Raw genomic sequence first — 16641 nt, 5'->3', positions numbered from 1 at the left:
CGCCATCAGGCGCTCCGACGCGCATTTATTTCAATAAACGAACGCGGCAGGTCTTGCCTTTAATCTTACCGTTTTGCAATTGTTTCCATGCCTTATGCGCCACAGTCTGGCGAACAGCGACGTAAACATGCGCCGGATGGACGGCGATTTTGCCGATATCAGCGCCAGCCAGACCAATATCACCGGTCAGAGCGCCCAGAACATCGCCGGGACGCATTTTAGCCTTTTTACCGCCATCAATGCATAACGTGGCCATCTCAGCGTCCAGCGGCAGAATTGAACCATTGCCCGGCGCAGGCAACCAGTTCAGTTTTAGCTGCAGCATTTCAGCCAGGATATTGGCACGTTGCGCTTCTTCCGGGGCGCAGAAGCTAATCGCCAGACCGCTGTTGCCAGCGCGAGCGGTACGGCCAATACGATGGACATGAACTTCCGGATCCCACGCCAGTTCGAAATTAACCACCAGTTCCAGCGACTTGATATCCAGGCCACGCGCGGCCACATCGGTAGCGACCAGTACACGTGCGCTACCGTTGGCAAAACGTACCAGCGTCTGATCGCGATCGCGCTGTTCAAGATCGCCATGCAATGAGAGTGCGCTTTGCCCCGCCGCATTCAGTGCATCGCATACGGCCTGACAATCTTTTTTGGTATTACAAAAAACCACACAGGATGCAGGCTGGTGCTGGCTGAGCAATTTTTGCAGCAACGGAATTTTGCCGTGGCTGGACGTTTCAAAAAACTGCTGTTCAATAGCTGGCAGCGCATCAACCGTATCAATTTCGATCGTTAGCGGATCTTTCTGTACCCGGCCGCTGATGGCGGCAATCGCCTCCGGCCAGGTCGCAGAAAAAAGCAAGGTCTGACGTGATGCAGGCGCAAAGCGGATCACCTCATCAATCGCGTCGCTAAAACCCATATCCAGCATACGGTCGGCTTCATCCATCACCAGCGTATTCAGGGCATCCAGAGAAACGGTGCCTTTTTGCAGGTGGTCAAGTAAACGCCCCGGCGTGGCGACAATAATATGTGGCGCATGTTGCAGGGAGTCACGCTGTGCGCCAAAGGGCTGGCCGCCGCACAGGGTTAAGATCTTAGTATTTGGCAGAAAGCGCGCTAAACGACGCAGTTCCCCTGCCACCTGGTCGGCAAGCTCACGCGTTGGGCACAGCACCAGAGACTGCGTCTGAAACAGCGCGGCATCAATATGCTGCAACAACCCCAGACCAAAAGCAGCCGTTTTGCCACTGCCGGTTTTAGCCTGCACGCGAACATCCCTCCCCGCCAGGATTGCCGGTAACGCAGCAGCCTGAACAGGCGTCATTTCAAGGTAGCCCAGCTCGTTGAGGTTCTCGAGTTGGGCGGCAGGTAAAACATTCAGGGTTGAAAAAGCGGTCACAATTTAATCTCGCGGTAAAAACTCACATTCAGCAGGCGCGTATCCTCGCAGATCTGCGCCCGCGATGCGACAATTTAATCGGCTCCTCATCCGGTGGCGGATCCGGCATCGGCTGCGGACGAGGTAGCGGATCGGGAACAGGAACCGGGTCGGTGGGTAGCGAATCAGCGTTTGGTACTTGCCACTGTAGCATTGCAATCAGACAGGTCATATAGCCCTCCAGTCATCAGGTTGACTCTTTTAGGGTAGACGCTGATTTCCTGCAGGCAAAAAAAAGCCGACTAATCTAAGTCGGCGTCGTACGAATCAATTGTGCTATGCAGTAATTCAAAAAAGGAAGTAAGACAATATGGAGCGCAACGCCCATCGCTTGACGTTGCATTCACCTGCGAGTGAGATATTGCCCCGAATAGGTAGATGGTTTATTGACTTCGCTCAAAAACCTGGCCGTTTTCATGCGCAAAAGCCACTAAAAAATGTTGTTGTTACAACCATTTACTACGATGCAACCATAAAGTAACACCACCAATCAGGACCACTAACAGAATACAGAAAAATGAGAAACCAAACTGCCAGCCGCCGCCGGGGATACCACCGAGGTTCACGCCAAACAGTCCGGTTAAAAATGTACTGGGTAGGAAAACCATCGCCATCAAGGACATTGTATAGGTTCGGCGCGCCAGAGACTCCTGCATAACCTGCGCAATTTCGTCCGCCATGATACCGGTCCGGGCGATACAGGCGTCTATCTCATCCAGCCCTCTTCCCAACCTGTCGGCGATATCCTGCATCCGTCGCCGATGATCGTCGGTCATCCAGGCTAAACGCTCACTCGCCAGGCGCGCATAGACATCGCGCTGAGGCGCCATATAGCGGCGCATCACAATCAGTTGCTTGCGCAGTAATGCCAGGAACCCGCGCGGGGGGATTTGCTGATCGAGCAGATTATCTTCCAGGTCTATAATCTTGTCGTGCAGTTGCTCGATAAACTCGCTGGCATGATCGGTTAATGCATCGCAGACATCCACCAGCCAGCTACCGCAGTCAGCCGGCCCTGTACCTTCCTGGAGATCGCTGACCACATCATCCAGTGCCAGTACTTTGCGCTGGCGCGTTGAGACAATCAGGCGTTCATCCATATACAAGCGCATAGCGACCAGTTGGTCAGGTCGCTCGTCGGTGCTGCCATTAATACAACGCAGCGTGATCAACGTACCTTCCCCGACTCTGCTTACGCGTGGGCGCGTACTTTCACCTGCCAGCGCATCACGCACATTATTAGGAAGCAGAGGCGTGGTCGCCAGCCATTGCGCACTTTCAGAATGGGTATAATTAAGATGCAGCCAGCAGGGATGCTGAGCGTCGATAACATCGTTATTTTCCAGCGTTTTCACCCCACCACGGCCATCCAGCAGCCAGGCAAACACGGCATCCGGCACATTAACATCCGTTCCCTTAATGGCTTCCACAGCGCCTCCACAAACATTCAGCTTTTTTCGATAGTCTAGCCGTCAGAATGGGTTAAGCAATATCTCATTGTCCCATTGCGCTGAAATGATTCATAAAAGTATCTGATAACAGAAAAAGCGCCGACGAATGCGACGCTTGTGGTGAGAGAGATCCTGTTATGCTCGCTGGCGTATTGCAGGCTCAAGATTTTTACTTAAGCGAAATTGATGGGTTCGGGACTGGAGATCAATCACCTGGTTTTTCAGGATGCCCGAGGAATCAGAAAGCTCATCCACCATGGCGGCATTACTTTGGGTTACGTTCTCCAGTTCGGCCAGAGCATGAGTGATCCTGATAATCCCTTTCTCCTGCTCCTGGGTAGTCGTTAATATCTCGCCCATCAACTGGTTTAATTGTCCGGCGCCCCCGACGATATCCTGCATATTTTTTTCTGCTTCGCGTACGATAGCCGCGCCTTGCTGAACATTTTGATGGGTTTGGGCAATCAGCTGTTTAATATTTTTAGCTGCATCTGCGCTGCGGTGCGCCAGCTTCCTTACTTCACCAGCCACAACGGAAAACCCTTTTCCATGCTCCCCGGCCCTCGCCGCTTCCACTGCTGCATTCAATGCCAGAATATTTGTCTGGAATGCGATACCATCTATCAGCGTAATAATTTCGGTCATCTGCTCCGCGCATTCGGTGATTGAACGCATATTTGCCGCCACCTGCACCATTAATTCGCCTCCCTGTCGGGCGCACTGCGTAGCAATTGTCGCCTGGGCGCTGGCTATTTGCGTGTTATCAGCATTATTTCGCGTATTCACCGCGATCTCATCCATGTTGGCAGCCGTCTGCATTAATGCTCCGGATTGCTGTTCTGTTTTCACTGAAAGCTCAGCGCTGCGTTCTGCAAGCTGTTCTGAGAGCGCCATCGCCATTTGTGAGGATATCCTGATCTCATTCACAAGTGTTGAAATATTACTTGATAAGCTATTGATGCCTGGTATAAGTCTACCCGCGCAGTTATTACCAAATTCTGGAATGCTGATCGCCAGATTTCCGGACGTAACCTCTTCAATACTTCTTTTAACCGTATTAATCGGCATCACCAGATATTTGGTCATATACCACCACAGACATAATAGAGAAATAATACTTACCGAATTGCTGCCAATAATAACATCAATACCAGCTGCAAGTATTATCTCCACCACATTAAGAGCCACTGCTGTTATTACCAGAAATAAAACAATAAAAGTCCTGACGCTAATATTATTTAACATTTTAGCCCTGTTTACCAAGAAAATGAGGTGAATATTATTTTTTATAGCACCTGCCATGCAAATTGCCATTACCCTGATACGAAAGGCGAATATTCAATAAGAGTCAGCAGCCCTTTCACTTAAATCACATAATGATGCTGATTATTTGCCTTAATCTGGTGGTTTGTTCTACCAAAAATGATTGCCAGGCTTGTTATCAGATTATTGTGATGGCGAGCACGCAGAGAATACAAAATGTACAGAATTATAATTAGCATGAATACTTATATAAGCATTACCGCATTAATATCAATATTTTCATGTTCTAACTAATACACATTGTAAAAGCATGAGTACAGCAAGGTGGCGATCTCTGGCCGACGTTGATCTACCTTCTGGCGGGTATCTGGTGGCGCGACAGTGTGTATGGGGATCACCATTTTTGTTGATGATTCCAGCGCCATTCATTCAAATATACTGATGATTAAATCACGTCCGGCACTGACATTAAAAATTGGAAGTCTATTTGCCAAAGATTTTAGCGATAACAGTAAAAATACCAAAATAGTGTCTACTATTATTGGCATAGCCTGTAGCATGAATTGATAACAACATCAGACTAAAGCCAGTTGTACCCCCTTGTCTCACCGACAATCAATAACATCATGAGACGGTAATATAAAAACATTCGCCATTAAATGGGCAACACAGCAGATAAGATAACGGGATTATCGATGAGTATAAACGCGCTGCACTCACTGGACTTATTAACTCTTCCGGTGTGGATTGTTTCACCACATACCGAAGAACTTGTGTTCGCTAATACCGTTGCACGGGAGCTAATGCAGGATTCCTGTTTTGCTACACTGCGAAAAGGCATATTCTCGACATATGCCCAAAATGATTTAACCATGTATCTCAGTGACTTGAAAAATCATCACCCTATTGTGGAAATTCTCACGGTTTATCGCAACGGTGAAGAAATCGCGATGGCCAGCCGCCTGTCCATTAAGTCGCTCCCGGATATGGGGGACATCATTATTTTCGAAGGCATTGAAACACCGACCGCGCAGGGATTGAAAGCCAGTCGTTCTGCGAACTATCAGCGAAACAAGCAGGGATTTTACGCGCGCTTCTTCCAGACCAATGCGGCGCCGATGTTACTTATCGATCCGTCCCGCGATGGTTTGATCGTCGATGCGAATCTCAGCGCACTGAATTTTTATGGTTACAGCCATGATGTGATGTGCCAGAAACATACATGGGAAATCAACATGTTGGGCCGTCATATCCTACCGGTGATGCATGAAATCGCCCATCTGCCCGGAGGTCATAAGCCATTGCATTTTGTCCATAAGCTTGCAGATGGCTCCTTACGTCACGTACAAACTTATGCCGGACCGATCGAAATCTACAGCAATAAGCTCATGCTGTGCATTATTCATGACATTACTGAACAAAAAAGGCTGGAGCAGGAACTCGAACAAGCGGCCCTGCGTGACGCCCTGACCGGATTACTGAACCGCCGACATTTTTATCAGGTAACCGAACCACAACAGACGCACGCAATGTCATTGACGCAGGACTACAGCCTGCTATTAATCGACACCGATCGCTTTAAAAGCATTAACGATCTCTTCGGTCATTTAAGAGGTGACGATGTGCTTTGCGCTCTGGCGCGAACGCTGGAGTCCTGCGCGAGAAAGGACGACCTGATTTTTCGCTGGGGAGGTGAAGAGTTTGTACTCCTTCTGCCGCGAACCTCACTGGAGGTTGCCCTTAATCTCGCAGAAGTAATACGCGCGGCGGTGGCCAAGGTGACGCTTCCTGGCCTTCCCCGCTTTACCGTCAGCATTGGCGTTGCGCGGCACGAAACGAATGAAAGCATTGATGAGCTATTCAAACGCGTTGACGACGCGCTGTACAAAGCCAAAAACGAAGGGCGGAACCGGGTGCTGGCCGCCTGATGTTTATGTCGGTCAGCGACTGCGCTTAGCGTGACGCTCCCAGTTCTCCTGTTTTGCCTGCGCGGTTTTACGTAATGCCACATAGCATGCTCCGCTGCCGCCGTGATGCGGCAGTGCGGCGCAGTAGGCTTGTACATCTTCAAATTCCGTCAGCCAACGCGCTACATAGCTGCGAACAATGTTGGCATGAGAATTATCGTCGCGCCCCTTGCCGTGTATCACCAACACGTTACGCAATCCTTCTTGCTGCGCCTGCAGAATAAAACTGAAGAGCATCTGACGACAGGTTTCAACGGGCTGACGGACGAGATTGAGACTCGCCTGCTGCGGATATTTACCGGTTCGTAGTTTGTCAGTCACACCGTGCTGCAAACCTTCGCGGCGAAACTCCAATGGTACGCTCAACGGGACAATATCGAGAAAACCCGTTGAGAGAAAATTATCCAATTGCAGCGTATCAATACGAGCCGGAGCGCGGAGATTGCGTGTAGGCTGCCAGTGCACCTCGGTGCGGTTTTTCAGCGGTTGAACATCCCCCATCGCGTCAAGAAACAACGATGCGTCATCAAGGTTCATGTTTCATCCTCCAGCGTATTGCGACGGGTCTTATCATAACCGTGCACTATTATACCGACAACGGTTTACGATTATTTCCAATAATTCACCAGGTTCACGCAGTGGAAGCGATCTACTTCCAACAAACGGATATCCATTTTAGAGGTATAGCTGCGACGATAACTGGCGTGATAATGTGTCATCTTGCCTGTAATGTTGCAATGAGAGAAACGGATGCTGAACTTACTGGAAGACACCATCGCCACGCCGCTGGGCCCGCTGTGGATCATTTGCGATGAGCAATTTCGTCTGCGCGCGGTCGAATGGGATCAACACAGCGATCGTATGGTGCAGTTGCTGGACATTCATTACCGCACTGAAGGTTATCAGCGTATCGCTGCCAAAAACCCCGGTGGATTGAGTGATAAGCTGGCTGAATATTTTGCCGGAAACCTTAGTATTATTGACACGCTGGAAACCGCCACCGCGGGTACCCCCTTCCAGCGTGAAGTCTGGCAAGCGTTACGTACCATTCCCTGTGGACAAGTCATGCATTATGGTCAACTGGCCGAACAACTGGGACGCCCTGGCGCTGCCAGAGCCGTCGGAGCGGCGAATGGGTCAAACCCGGTAAGTATTGTAGTGCCTTGTCATCGCGTCATTGGGCGTAACGGTACTATGACTGGATATGCCGGCGGTGTGCAGCGAAAAGAGTGGCTATTGCGTCATGAAGGCTATTTACTACTCTAGAATCCAGGCAATTAATGCCTTATTCATCACACTTCCACATAATACAGCCTTAAATAAAGTACGGTTAATCAGGTAGATACAAACATTCAACCCAGTTATGCCTGAATTATTCTCTATTGGGAGTAGCTCAGGCTTACGTGCTCACCAAAAAGATGTTAAAATTGACAAATATCAATTACGGCTTGAGCAGACCTATGATCCCGGAAAAGCGAATTATACGGCGCATTCAGTCTGGCGGTTGTGCTATCCATTGCCAGGATTGCAGCATCAGCCAGCTTTGCATCCCGTTCACACTTAACGAGCATGAGCTTGACCAGCTCGATAACATCATCGAGCGCAAAAAGCCTATCCAAAAGGGGCAGACGCTCTTTAAAGCAGGTGATGAACTTAAATCACTCTATGCTATCCGCTCCGGAACGATTAAAAGCTATACCATTACCGAGCAAGGCGATGAGCAAATCACCGGTTTCCATCTGGCAGGTGACCTGGTAGGTTTTGACGCGATTGGCAGCGGTCATCACCCGAGCTTTGCCCAGGCTCTGGAAACCTCAATGGTATGTGAGATTCCTTTCGAAACTCTGGATGACCTGTCCGGCAAAATGCCGAATCTGCGTCAACAGATGATGCGTCTGATGAGTGGCGAAATCAAAGGCGACCAGGACATGATCCTGCTGTTGTCGAAGAAAAACGCTGAAGAGCGCCTGGCGGCCTTTATTTACAATTTGTCCCGCCGCTTCGCCCAGCGTGGATTCTCGCCTCGTGAATTCCGTCTGACCATGACTCGTGGCGACATCGGTAACTACCTCGGTCTGACGGTTGAAACTATTAGCCGCCTGCTGGGGCGTTTCCAGAAAAGCGGTATGCTGGCGGTAAAAGGCAAATACATCACTATTGAGAATAGCGATGCGCTGGCAGTTCTTGCTGGCCACACGCGTAACGTTGCGTAATCGTTCTGCAAGTATCTCTGTTATCCTTCTGTCAAATCACTAAATTTTCCCGATTTATTGATCTGGCAGGAGGTTCTCCCCTGTTTCAATCCACATTATTGGGTTACTCTTTTAATTACAAACTGCGATGACAGTTGTAAGGAGACCCTGTATGGCTATGTATAAAAATATGCTGGTCGTCATCGACCCTAACCAGGACGATCAACCAGCATTACGGCGAGCTGTTTATTTGCATCAACGGATTGGTGGCAAAATTAAAGCCTTTTTGCCGATCTATGACTTTTCCTATGAGATGACTACCCTGCTGTCGCCCGATGAGCGTACAGCAATGCGTCAGGGTGTCATCAGCCAGCGAACAGCGTGGATTCGTGAACAAGCGAAATACTACATCGAAGCAGGGATCCCTATTGAGATCAAAGTGGTCTGGCACAACCGTCCCTTTGAAGCCATCATCCAGGAAGTCATTAGCGCCAGGCATGACCTGGTGCTAAAAATGGCGCACCAACACGACCGTCTGGAAGCCGTGATTTTCACTCCGACCGACTGGCATTTATTGCGTAAATGTCCAAGCCCGGTGTGGATGGTTAAAGACCAGCCGTGGCCTGAAGGCGGTAAAGCGCTGGTTGCGGTGAACCTCGCCAGTGAAGAGGCCTATCACAACGCGCTTAATGAAAAACTGGTCAAAGAAACGCTGCAACTGGCGGAACAGGTTAACCATACCGAAGTGCATCTGGTTGGCGCCTACCCTGTTACCCCCATAAACATTGCGATTGAGCTCCCTGAATTTGATCCCAGCGTATATAACGATGCAATCCGTGGACAGCATCTGCTGGCAATGAAGGCATTACGCCAGAAATTCAGTATCGATGAGAAAGTAACGCACGTTGAAAAAGGATTGCCTGAAGAGGTTATTCCTGATTTAGCCGAACACTTACAGGCGGGCATCGTGGTCCTGGGTACCGTCGGACGTACCGGTATCTCTGCTGCATTCCTCGGTAATACTGCTGAGCAGGTTATCGATCATCTACGCTGTGACCTGCTGGTTATCAAGCCGGATCAGTATCAGACGCCAGTTGAACTGGATGACGACGAAGACGACTAACCACACCATACAATGCCGGATGGATATTCATCCGGCATGATAAACATTTAGTGTTTCTCGTCGCCACCAAGAAAATAGATGCCCAGCGGAATGGCAAGTAGAATGGTAAACACCATGCTGTAGACGCAAATCATTGCAGATTGAATGGCATACATTGAGGCGGTCCAGTCGGATAGCGGAATGTCATACTGTTCAATAACGCCGCCGATCGTCGCTCGCGTGACTACCGACGCTGCGATAATAAACACTCCAAGCAGGCACAACAAAAACTTTCGTCCCTTCGCTGTCTTCAGCTTAGCCATGATCATAGTACTGTCCTTTTGCAGATGAAAATCTTGTTACTTTGCGCTAACAATACCATGACATCAGCTTACTGTCTGCTACATAACGCCCCTTCATCAGTGACGCCTGCGTGATTGCGCTGAAAATAGCGCTGATTGCATTATTTCTCTCGCCCTTTGATTAATGATCTGAGCGCCAAAACTGCGTAAAATATCCGATGAGCGGGATGTCAGATGATATTTAGCAACCACGGAGCTGCCAGGAAGGATCATGATCGCTGAACTGTTTATGAATAATGCGTTTAATTTGACGGTAATTCTCAGTTGCTTTACCGCACTGGTGCTGATGAGCGTTTGGTTTCACCGTGGTGAAAGACGTTGCAAAGGGTTCATATTTCATGCGGCACAATTTTTCGTCTATGCCATTATCATTGGAACGTTCGGCAGTATTGCCAATAACGTGATCGAGAGTTACAACCTGAAATTTATCTCTCCCAGCGTAGTCGATTTCATCTGCACCTCGTTAATTGCGCTGATTCTGACAATCAAACTTTTTCTGGTGATTAATCAGTTTGAAAAGACGCAGATTAATAAAGGCAGAGATATTACCAGCGCGAGGATCCTGTCGCGGATCATTAAGATTACCATCGTGGTCGCCATCATTTTGCTGTATGGCGAACATTTCGGCATGAGCTTATCGGGTCTGCTAACCTTTGGCGGCATCGGTGGTATCGCTGTAGGTATGGCAGGTAAAGACATTCTGAGCAATTTTTTCTCCGGCATTATGCTCTATTTCGACAGACCGTTTAGCATCGGTGACTGGATCCGTTCCCCGGACCGTAATATTGAAGGCACAGTGACAGAAATTGGCTGGCGAATGACCAAAATAAACACCTTCGATCATCGCCCCTTGTACGTCCCAAACTCGATTTTCTCCTCAATCAGCGTAGAAAATCCAGGGCGTATGACCAATAGAAGAATCAAAACGGTGATCGGATTGCGATATGAAGATGCCGATAAAATTGGGGCAGTTGTCGAGGCGGTCAGACAAATGCTGCAAAATCATCCGGGGATAGACCAGAAACAAACTCTACTGGTCTATTTCAATGAATTTGCTGATTCATCGTTAAATATCATGGTGTACTGCTTCACGAAAACTACCGTATGGCAGGAATGGCTTGCGGTACAACAGGACGTTTATTTGAAAATTATTTCGATAGTCCAGACAAACGGCGCCGACTTCGCCTTCCCCAGCCAGACGCTGTATATGGATAATCCTGAAGTATCGCCATCGACACACTAGCATACGTAAAGACGCGGAAATCCGCGTCTTTTTTAGCGTTATTTCAGCGAGGCAATATCAATCACAAAGCGGTATTTCACATCGCTTTTCAACATCCGCTGCCAGGCGCTATTAATATCCTGAATATTGATCACTTCGACATCGGCTGTAATACCGTGCTGGCCGCAAAAATCTAACATTTCCTGCGTTTCTGCAATCCCGCCGATAACCGAACCCGCGACGGATTTCCGCCCGAGAATCAGTGGAACCGTATTCAGGAAAGGATCCAATGCGCCCAGATAGCCAACCAGCACCAGCGTACCGCTTAGCGCCAACGTTGGGATATAGGGATTCAGGTCGTGGACATACGGAACAGTATCAATAATCAGATCAAACTGATTACCGGCTGCCTTCATCTGCTCAGAGTCAGTGGAAAGCACAACGTGACTGGCACCCAGACGTCTGGCATCTGCTTCTTTATCTGGCGAACGCGTGAACAGCGTAACTTCAGCCCCCAATGCGTTAGCGAGTTTGATGGCCATATGCCCGAGGCCGCCCAACCCAACAACTGCGACTTTACTGCCCTCTCCAACCTGCCAGTGACGCAGCGGCGACCATGTGGTGATCCCGGCACAAAGCAGCGGCGCGGCGCCGCGTAAATCTATCCCTTCTGGAACCTTCACAACAAACTTTTCGGTAACGACAATCTTGTCGGAATAGCCCCCGAAGGTAGGCAGGCCATCATGACGATCGATATCGTTATACGTGAGCGTGTTACCCTCTTCGCAATATTGCTCTAGCCCCTGTTCGCAGGCGCTACAGTGCTGGCATGAGTCAACCATGCAGCCAACCCCGGCGAGATCGCCTACGGCAAATTTGGTCACCGACTTCCCGACATGCACCACACGGCCAATGATTTCGTGTCCCGGCACCATCGGATACTTAGCCCCGCCCCAGTCATTATAGGCATTGTGGATATCTGAGTGACAAACACCGCTGTATAAGATATCAATCACCACGTCATCTTCGCGCGGATCGCGACGAACAAAGCTGTGTGGAACCAGATCTTCTTTCACCGCCAGAGCGGCATAACCCTTCACGTTCATGACCATTAAGATTTCCTCAGGGATTAGGTATTACCTTAACCGCGACATTCATCAACAACCGCGCGGGCATTAGTTGCTATCTCACTACCACAATGCTGTTCGAGTATTGCAATAAATTCAATGAGTTGGTCAGTGGTAATGCCGATATTCAGACAGATAGCAAAATGGCTCTTCAGTTGACTGTCCACACCGCCTAATACCGCTAACGCAGAAATCGTCGCCAGCTCCCGCATCTTCCAGTTGAGGACATCACGCTGAAAAATATCGCCAAATAAATGTGCCTTTAGCCAGACATCAATAGCAGGCGCAAAATCGAACAGCGGCCCACTGACCGGATGTCCGACGAGCTGGGTCTGGGTGCAACTCCCCGCCAGGAAACTGTCCCAGCCCTCCGTCGGCGGCGTGGCCGGATTTCCCTCTGGGTCGGTAATTCCTCTTTCTCTACGGTTTTTAACCACGGACATTAAACAAGCAAGTCCGTTCAGGCTGCGGGGGAAACCGCAGTAAGCATAGAGCTGTTGCAGAATTTCCTTCGCTTCATTGACGGTGAGTCCCGCATCCAGCCCGGCATTTAATGCTGCATCCAGTTTTTCACTCTGACCTGTAGCGGTGAACGCGGCAATAGGTATGATTGCCTGCTGTCTGGCATCCAGTTGATGTTGCATGTTTGATTCTCCAAAATAACGCCAGCGTACTGCCGGTGGGTACTGAAACAGTAAAATTATAGAGACCCAACGCACCGATGATTAGAGGGTTAAATAAGAACGAACCTATGAACAATATTCATCAATAATCAGCCACCGATGCCATTTATCAGCAGGGAAATTTGTACACCTTTAGGCGACAATCTCAATGAAATTACCATCAGGATCTCGTATTACCGCTTCGTAATAGCCATCGCCGGTAGTTCGTGGAGCAGAAATTAAAATCCCCTGTTCCTGAGCGCGTTTCGCGATGGCATCAACTTTTGCCGCGCAGCCGACAGAGAGTGCAAGGTGCACCCATCCGCAGGTGTTATTGTCTGGCTGCCATCTTGTCAGGCCCGGTTTGGTCATTATTTCAATCGCTATCTCATCACCAATACGAACAAAATAAGATTCAAATCCAGGGTTGGTTTGACTGCAGTATTTTTCGTTAATCTTGCCGTCAAAGAACGTGACCCAGAAACGCGCTTGCTGCTCGAGATCCTGTGTCCATAAAGCCATATGCGCAATCTTCATCGCGAACCTCTTCTCGTTGTATTCCGAACAGTATGTTCTCAAGAATGTTGACATCGTTAATCATAATGCACGATCATGCGTGATGCTGCTCGATATTTTTATTTAACTGGAGTATTTATGCTCGATTATGCTACTTTCCCGGAACAGCGCCAGGCGCTTATCTATCAGATCTTGCAGGAAAACGGCAGAGTTATTTGTTCCGAGCTCGCCAGTCGGTTAGGCGTTTCTGAACATACGATCCGCCGCGACCTGCATGAGCTGAGTAAAGATGGCGTGTGTAAAAAGGTTTATGGTGGCGCGGTCATTACCCTTCCTGAATCCGAAGACATCGCCGTACGCAAGAGCATTAATATGGCGAAAAAAAGCAGTATCGCGCAGAGGTGCGCCCGGTTGGTCAAATCCGGAAGCTGCATTTTTATCGACACGGGCAGCACAAATTTAGCGATGGCTGAAGCCCTGCCGGCCGAACTGGCATTAACCGTAGTGACCAACTCACCAGAGATTGCCGCCGTTTTGCTGGAAAAACCGCTGTTTGAGGTCATCATGTTGGGCGGCGCGGTGCAGAGATCCTCGGGAGGATGTGTGGGGTCCACCGCTACCGCACAAGTGCAGAACATCTTATTCGATCAGGGTTTTATTGGCGGCTGCGCGATGTCGCCAGAATCCGGCTTAACCGGATTTGATTATGCGGATTGCGAGTTCAAAAAGGCGGTAATCAAACAGTGCAATGAAACTATCGTCGCACTGACGGCGGAAAAGATCCCGGCCGTCGCCCGTTATGTCGTCACCGAAAGCAGCAATATTGATGTGATTGTCGTGGAGGAAAATATCAGCAAAGAGTATGCCACGGCTTTCCAGGCGCATGACATTCGTATTTATACCGTATAGCAGCAGCGAATTTGTTGCGACGTTACTCAACGAAAGCTCACGACGCTAAACGTCGCCCCGGCCGTCAGCGTAGCGATCGCAGACAAACGATCCAGACGAATTTTTTGTTGGTTGTTATGGCATTCCACCAGCAGAAATTCTTCTTTATCTCTGGTGGTGCAGGTGGTCAACGCTCTGGCATCCATACACGTGCCATCGGTTAGCTCAATACGCAACCAATAATGGTACAGGCAGGCGACCTCCAGATAATCATGAAGATCGCAATCTATCGGATGGTATTTTCCCGTCGCATTCATAACGTCCCTTCCTTACAGCTCCGTATGTTCGGGAAATTGCTGACGCCACTTCCCGAACGCACCGGGTTATTTCAGCGCTTCAATGGGGGCGCCAAAATTGATATGCAGCACATTGCCGTCGATCACCAGCGCCGGAACGGACTTCACGCCAGCCAGTTCGGCTTCCGCAACCCGGCCAGGTTGTTCTCCCAGATGAATAACATCGATTGCAACATCAGAGGACAGATGCTGAAGCAGCGCCTGTTCTGCGGAAACGCAAACCGGGCAACCGGCATGATAAAAACGGGCTTTCGTCATGATGGATCTCCTTTTAACTTATAGTATCGACTCGATACTATAATTTATGCTACGCCACTTTTATGCTTTGTCAATATAGTTTTTAATCGATACTATATGTCGAGGAGGAAGTTGTTATGCACGATATGTCACTTTTCGATGTCCTGGACAGGCTTTCCAGCCTGACACGGATGTGGTTTCGCCAACATCCATTACTGGCGGATCTGCAGCCGGTACAACTCAGCGCGTTAATGTATCTGGCCCGTTGCAACCGTTATTCCAATACGCCGCTTGGCGTAACGGACTACCTCGGTCTCACCAAAGGCACCGTATCGCAATCGCTGAAGCTCCTGGAAAGCAAAGGACTGATTGTTCGCAAGCAGGATGCCCGCGATAAACGCAGCGTACATTTACAGTTAACTGAATCAGCCGGTACGTTACTGGATGCCCTGCTCCCGCCGACGTTTTTAGTGGCAGGTGAAACGGCGATGGGTGAACGCGCGACGGTACTTAAAGAGCTACTATTTGAACTGTTACGTGGGATCCAGCAGACCAACAATGTGCCTGGCTTTGGTCTTTGCCATAGCTGTCGATTCCACCAAAAAACGGGTGGTCAGGGATTTTGTAATCTGACGAAAGAGGTGTTAAGTGAAGAGGATTCGTTGCTGATTTGCCGGGAACACCAGCCCCCGGAAACCTAAAATGGCTGGCGGAAAATCACACCAGCCATTTTAACGCAGGCAAAAAAGTTGTCCGTTTTACGAGCTCGCGACGTTTTCAACACGGTCAGTCGTGGATTTTAACGCCAAGGCAGCCGCGAACGAATTCAGGATTAAAATGCTTCACCGCCTCACCCACATAGCCTAGATCCAGCGCGCTGATTTGCGCCATTTCACTATCCGTGAGTGAGAAATCCCAGATGGCAAAATTCTCTGCAATACGCTCCTGCCGGGTGGATTTAGGAATCACCGTCACGCCGCGCTGCACGTTCCAGCGCAGAACAACCTGAGCAACGGTTTTTTGATGGACATCCGCAATTCCTTGAAGCATTTCATCTTCATATGGTTTATGCCTCCCACCGCCTAACGGCGCCCAGGCTTCAGGCTGAACGTTGTAGCGCTTCATCGTTTCAATGGCTACAGGTTGCGCAAAGTAAGGATGCAATTCGACCTGGTTCACCATCGGCTGAATTCTGACGGTTTCACAGAAGTTAGCTAACACATGCGCATAGAAGTTGGAGACGCCAATGGCCTTCAGTTTACCGGCTTCATAAGCCTCTTCCAGAGCGCGCCAGGCGCTGAAATAATCGCCCATGGCCTGATGCAATAAATAAAGATCAAAATATTCCAGGCCCGATTTTTTCAGCGACGCCTCAATACCGGCTTTAGCCATATCGTAGTTGGCCATATCCTGGACCCACAGCTTAGAAGTGATAAATAACTCCTCGCGGGTACACAAACCTTCGGCGATGGCTTCACGAACGGCCCCACCCACGGCATCTTCATTGCTGTATACGGCTGCGGTATCGATGAGGCGGTAACCGGTGCGAATAGCGCTTAAAACCGACTGCTTACACTCTTCCTTATCGGTGACCTTAAAAACGCCAAAACCAACCATCGGCATTCTGCAGTTGTTACTTAGTACTGAGTATTCCACGGCCAAGCCCCTGTCATGTTAAAACACTATTTTAGGCCAGAAACCCCGCCGTGATTACCCAGTCATCTCTGATTTTGGATTTGCCCCTATATATCCAGACGCATTTTCTCTCTTACGGTTGCGATAATTTCCTGCGTATAAATTCCCGCGGTGAGCGATATCCCAGCGCACTGTGTGGGTGATATTCATTGTAATGACTGAA

19 protein-coding genes are annotated in these 16641 nt (G+C 49.3%); 7 read left to right on the top strand and 12 right to left on the bottom strand.

Annotation, left to right across the window (positions count from 1 at the left end):
• Nucleotides 1–25: 25 nt before the first annotated feature.
• The 4 genes from dbpA to OOJ59_RS15995 all read right to left on the bottom strand — a co-directional run bounded on the left by dbpA (nt 26) and on the right by OOJ59_RS15995 (nt 4134).
• Nucleotides 26–1399: an ATP-dependent RNA helicase DbpA gene (gene dbpA, locus OOJ59_RS16010; RefSeq protein WP_085048137.1), complete on the bottom strand. Its 1374-nt coding sequence runs from the start codon at nt 1397–1399 to the stop codon at nt 26–28.
• A gap of 28 nt (nt 1400–1427) precedes the next feature.
• Nucleotides 1428–1610 (bottom strand): proline-rich small protein YnaL, encoded by a 183-nt coding sequence (gene ynaL, locus OOJ59_RS16005; RefSeq protein ID WP_071888136.1) that lies wholly within the window; start codon nt 1608–1610, stop codon nt 1428–1430.
• Nucleotides 1611–1884: 274 nt separating this feature from the next.
• Nucleotides 1885–2868: a zinc transporter ZntB gene (gene zntB, locus OOJ59_RS16000; protein WP_038640826.1), complete on the bottom strand. Its 984-nt coding sequence runs from the start codon at nt 2866–2868 to the stop codon at nt 1885–1887.
• 156 nt (nt 2869–3024) lie between these two features.
• Nucleotides 3025–4134, bottom strand: coding sequence for a methyl-accepting chemotaxis protein (locus tag OOJ59_RS15995; protein ID WP_160956343.1), 1110 nt, complete (start codon nt 4132–4134; stop codon nt 3025–3027).
• Between the two features lie 713 nt (nt 4135–4847).
• On the opposite strand from OOJ59_RS15995, the gene OOJ59_RS15990 reads away from it, so the two are divergent.
• Entirely contained in the window at nt 4848–6080 is a 1233-nt protein-coding gene (locus tag OOJ59_RS15990) for a sensor domain-containing diguanylate cyclase (protein ID WP_121529102.1), read from the top strand.
• Between the two features lie 12 nt (nt 6081–6092).
• Here OOJ59_RS15990 and smrA read toward each other — a convergent pair whose 3' ends face one another.
• A complete protein-coding gene (gene smrA / locus OOJ59_RS15985) occupies nt 6093–6656 on the bottom strand; it encodes a DNA endonuclease SmrA (protein WP_137347875.1) in 564 nt (187 codons plus the stop codon).
• 213 nt (nt 6657–6869) lie between these two features.
• On the opposite strand from smrA, the gene ogt reads away from it, so the two are divergent.
• The 3 genes from ogt (at nt 6870) to uspE (ending at nt 9434) form a co-directional block, all read left to right on the top strand.
• Entirely contained in the window at nt 6870–7385 is a 516-nt protein-coding gene (gene ogt / locus OOJ59_RS15980) for a methylated-DNA--[protein]-cysteine S-methyltransferase (protein WP_137347874.1), read from the top strand.
• Nucleotides 7386–7579: 194 nt separating this feature from the next.
• Nucleotides 7580–8332, top strand: a complete 753-nt coding sequence (gene fnr, locus OOJ59_RS15975) for a fumarate/nitrate reduction transcriptional regulator Fnr (protein ID WP_003020397.1) — start codon at nt 7580–7582, stop codon at nt 8330–8332.
• 151 nt (nt 8333–8483) lie between these two features.
• Entirely contained in the window at nt 8484–9434 is a 951-nt protein-coding gene (gene uspE, locus OOJ59_RS15970) for a universal stress protein UspE (RefSeq protein WP_038640838.1), read from the top strand.
• A 47-nt stretch (nt 9435–9481) separates the two neighbouring features.
• On the opposite strand, the gene OOJ59_RS15965 is transcribed toward uspE, so the two are convergent.
• Nucleotides 9482–9742 carry a DUF2534 family protein gene (locus tag OOJ59_RS15965; RefSeq protein WP_038640840.1) on the bottom strand — a complete coding sequence of 87 codons (261 nt, stop codon included), beginning with the start codon at nt 9740–9742 and terminating at the stop codon, nt 9482–9484.
• Between the two features lie 244 nt (nt 9743–9986).
• Between OOJ59_RS15965 and OOJ59_RS15960 the strand changes: the two genes are divergently transcribed.
• Nucleotides 9987–11018 carry a mechanosensitive ion channel family protein gene (locus OOJ59_RS15960; RefSeq protein WP_160955653.1) on the top strand — a complete coding sequence of 344 codons (1032 nt, stop codon included), beginning with the start codon at nt 9987–9989 and terminating at the stop codon, nt 11016–11018.
• Between the two features lie 38 nt (nt 11019–11056).
• Here OOJ59_RS15960 and OOJ59_RS15955 read toward each other — a convergent pair whose 3' ends face one another.
• The 3 genes from OOJ59_RS15955 to OOJ59_RS15945 all read right to left on the bottom strand — a co-directional run bounded on the left by OOJ59_RS15955 (nt 11057) and on the right by OOJ59_RS15945 (nt 13323).
• Complete coding sequence (locus OOJ59_RS15955; protein WP_159121788.1) at nt 11057–12109, bottom strand: NAD(P)-dependent alcohol dehydrogenase; 1053 nt, start codon at nt 12107–12109, stop codon at nt 11057–11059.
• 29 nt (nt 12110–12138) lie between these two features.
• Nucleotides 12139–12819: a carboxymuconolactone decarboxylase family protein gene (locus OOJ59_RS15950; RefSeq protein WP_226809267.1), complete on the bottom strand. Its 681-nt coding sequence runs from the start codon at nt 12817–12819 to the stop codon at nt 12139–12141.
• A gap of 120 nt (nt 12820–12939) precedes the next feature.
• A complete protein-coding gene (locus tag OOJ59_RS15945; RefSeq protein WP_137351434.1) occupies nt 12940–13323 on the bottom strand; it encodes a VOC family protein in 384 nt (127 codons plus the stop codon).
• A gap of 117 nt (nt 13324–13440) precedes the next feature.
• Between OOJ59_RS15945 and OOJ59_RS15940 the strand changes: the two genes are divergently transcribed.
• Nucleotides 13441–14211 carry a DeoR/GlpR family DNA-binding transcription regulator gene (locus OOJ59_RS15940; protein ID WP_137351433.1) on the top strand — a complete coding sequence of 257 codons (771 nt, stop codon included), beginning with the start codon at nt 13441–13443 and terminating at the stop codon, nt 14209–14211.
• A gap of 26 nt (nt 14212–14237) precedes the next feature.
• Here OOJ59_RS15940 and OOJ59_RS15935 read toward each other — a convergent pair whose 3' ends face one another.
• On the bottom strand, nt 14238–14507 hold the full coding sequence (locus OOJ59_RS15935; protein WP_137347870.1) for a Rho-binding antiterminator: 270 nt from the start codon (nt 14505–14507) through the stop codon (nt 14238–14240).
• Between the two features lie 66 nt (nt 14508–14573).
• A complete protein-coding gene (locus OOJ59_RS15930) occupies nt 14574–14804 on the bottom strand; it encodes a glutaredoxin family protein (protein WP_087856150.1) in 231 nt (76 codons plus the stop codon).
• A gap of 116 nt (nt 14805–14920) precedes the next feature.
• Between OOJ59_RS15930 and OOJ59_RS15925 the strand changes: the two genes are divergently transcribed.
• Nucleotides 14921–15484, top strand: coding sequence for a MarR family winged helix-turn-helix transcriptional regulator (locus OOJ59_RS15925; RefSeq protein WP_137347868.1), 564 nt, complete (start codon nt 14921–14923; stop codon nt 15482–15484).
• A gap of 85 nt (nt 15485–15569) precedes the next feature.
• Here the strand turns inward: OOJ59_RS15925 and OOJ59_RS15920 are convergent, their stop codons facing one another.
• The gene (locus OOJ59_RS15920; protein ID WP_160955656.1) at nt 15570–16439 is read right to left on the bottom strand and encodes an aldo/keto reductase; all 870 of its coding nucleotides are present in this window, start codon (nt 16437–16439) and stop codon (nt 15570–15572) included.
• Nucleotides 16440–16641 lie beyond the last annotated feature (202 nt).

It is taken from the genome of Citrobacter sp. W9 (assembly GCF_026719375.1).
Lineage (GTDB): Bacteria > Pseudomonadota > Gammaproteobacteria > Enterobacterales > Enterobacteriaceae > Citrobacter > Citrobacter werkmanii.
Note: the sequence above shows the minus strand (reverse complement) of the source record. Positions and strands in the feature narration are given on the sequence as shown.

Bases quoted from the DNA above. Each gene is read 5' to 3' on its own strand.
- ynaL (WP_071888136.1), bottom strand. From the start codon at position 1,610: ATGACCTGTCTGATTGCAATGCTACAGTGGCAAGTACCAAACGCTGAT.
- ogt (WP_137347874.1), top strand. From the start codon at position 6,870: ATGCTGAACTTACTGGAAGACACCATCGCCACGCCGCTGGGCCCGCTG.
- OOJ59_RS15940 (WP_137351433.1), top strand. From the start codon at position 13,441: ATGCTCGATTATGCTACTTTCCCGGAACAGCGCCAGGCGCTTATCTAT.
- fnr (WP_003020397.1), top strand. From the start codon at position 7,580: ATGATCCCGGAAAAGCGAATTATACGGCGCATTCAGTCTGGCGGTTGT.
- OOJ59_RS15990 (WP_121529102.1), top strand. From the start codon at position 4,848: ATGAGTATAAACGCGCTGCACTCACTGGACTTATTAACTCTTCCGGTG.
- smrA (WP_137347875.1), bottom strand. From the start codon at position 6,656: ATGAACCTTGATGACGCATCGTTGTTTCTTGACGCGATGGGGGATGTT.
- OOJ59_RS15965 (WP_038640840.1), bottom strand. From the start codon at position 9,742: ATGATCATGGCTAAGCTGAAGACAGCGAAGGGACGAAAGTTTTTGTTG.
- OOJ59_RS15955 (WP_159121788.1), bottom strand. From the start codon at position 12,109: ATGGTCATGAACGTGAAGGGTTATGCCGCTCTGGCGGTGAAAGAAGAT.
- OOJ59_RS15925 (WP_137347868.1), top strand. From the start codon at position 14,921: ATGCACGATATGTCACTTTTCGATGTCCTGGACAGGCTTTCCAGCCTG.
- OOJ59_RS15960 (WP_160955653.1), top strand. From the start codon at position 9,987: ATGATCGCTGAACTGTTTATGAATAATGCGTTTAATTTGACGGTAATT.
- OOJ59_RS15945 (WP_137351434.1), bottom strand. From the start codon at position 13,323: ATGAAGATTGCGCATATGGCTTTATGGACACAGGATCTCGAGCAGCAA.
- OOJ59_RS15935 (WP_137347870.1), bottom strand. From the start codon at position 14,507: ATGAATGCGACGGGAAAATACCATCCGATAGATTGCGATCTTCATGAT.
- OOJ59_RS15930 (WP_087856150.1), bottom strand. From the start codon at position 14,804: ATGACGAAAGCCCGTTTTTATCATGCCGGTTGCCCGGTTTGCGTTTCC.
- OOJ59_RS15995 (WP_160956343.1), bottom strand. From the start codon at position 4,134: ATGTTAAATAATATTAGCGTCAGGACTTTTATTGTTTTATTTCTGGTA.
- uspE (WP_038640838.1), top strand. From the start codon at position 8,484: ATGGCTATGTATAAAAATATGCTGGTCGTCATCGACCCTAACCAGGAC.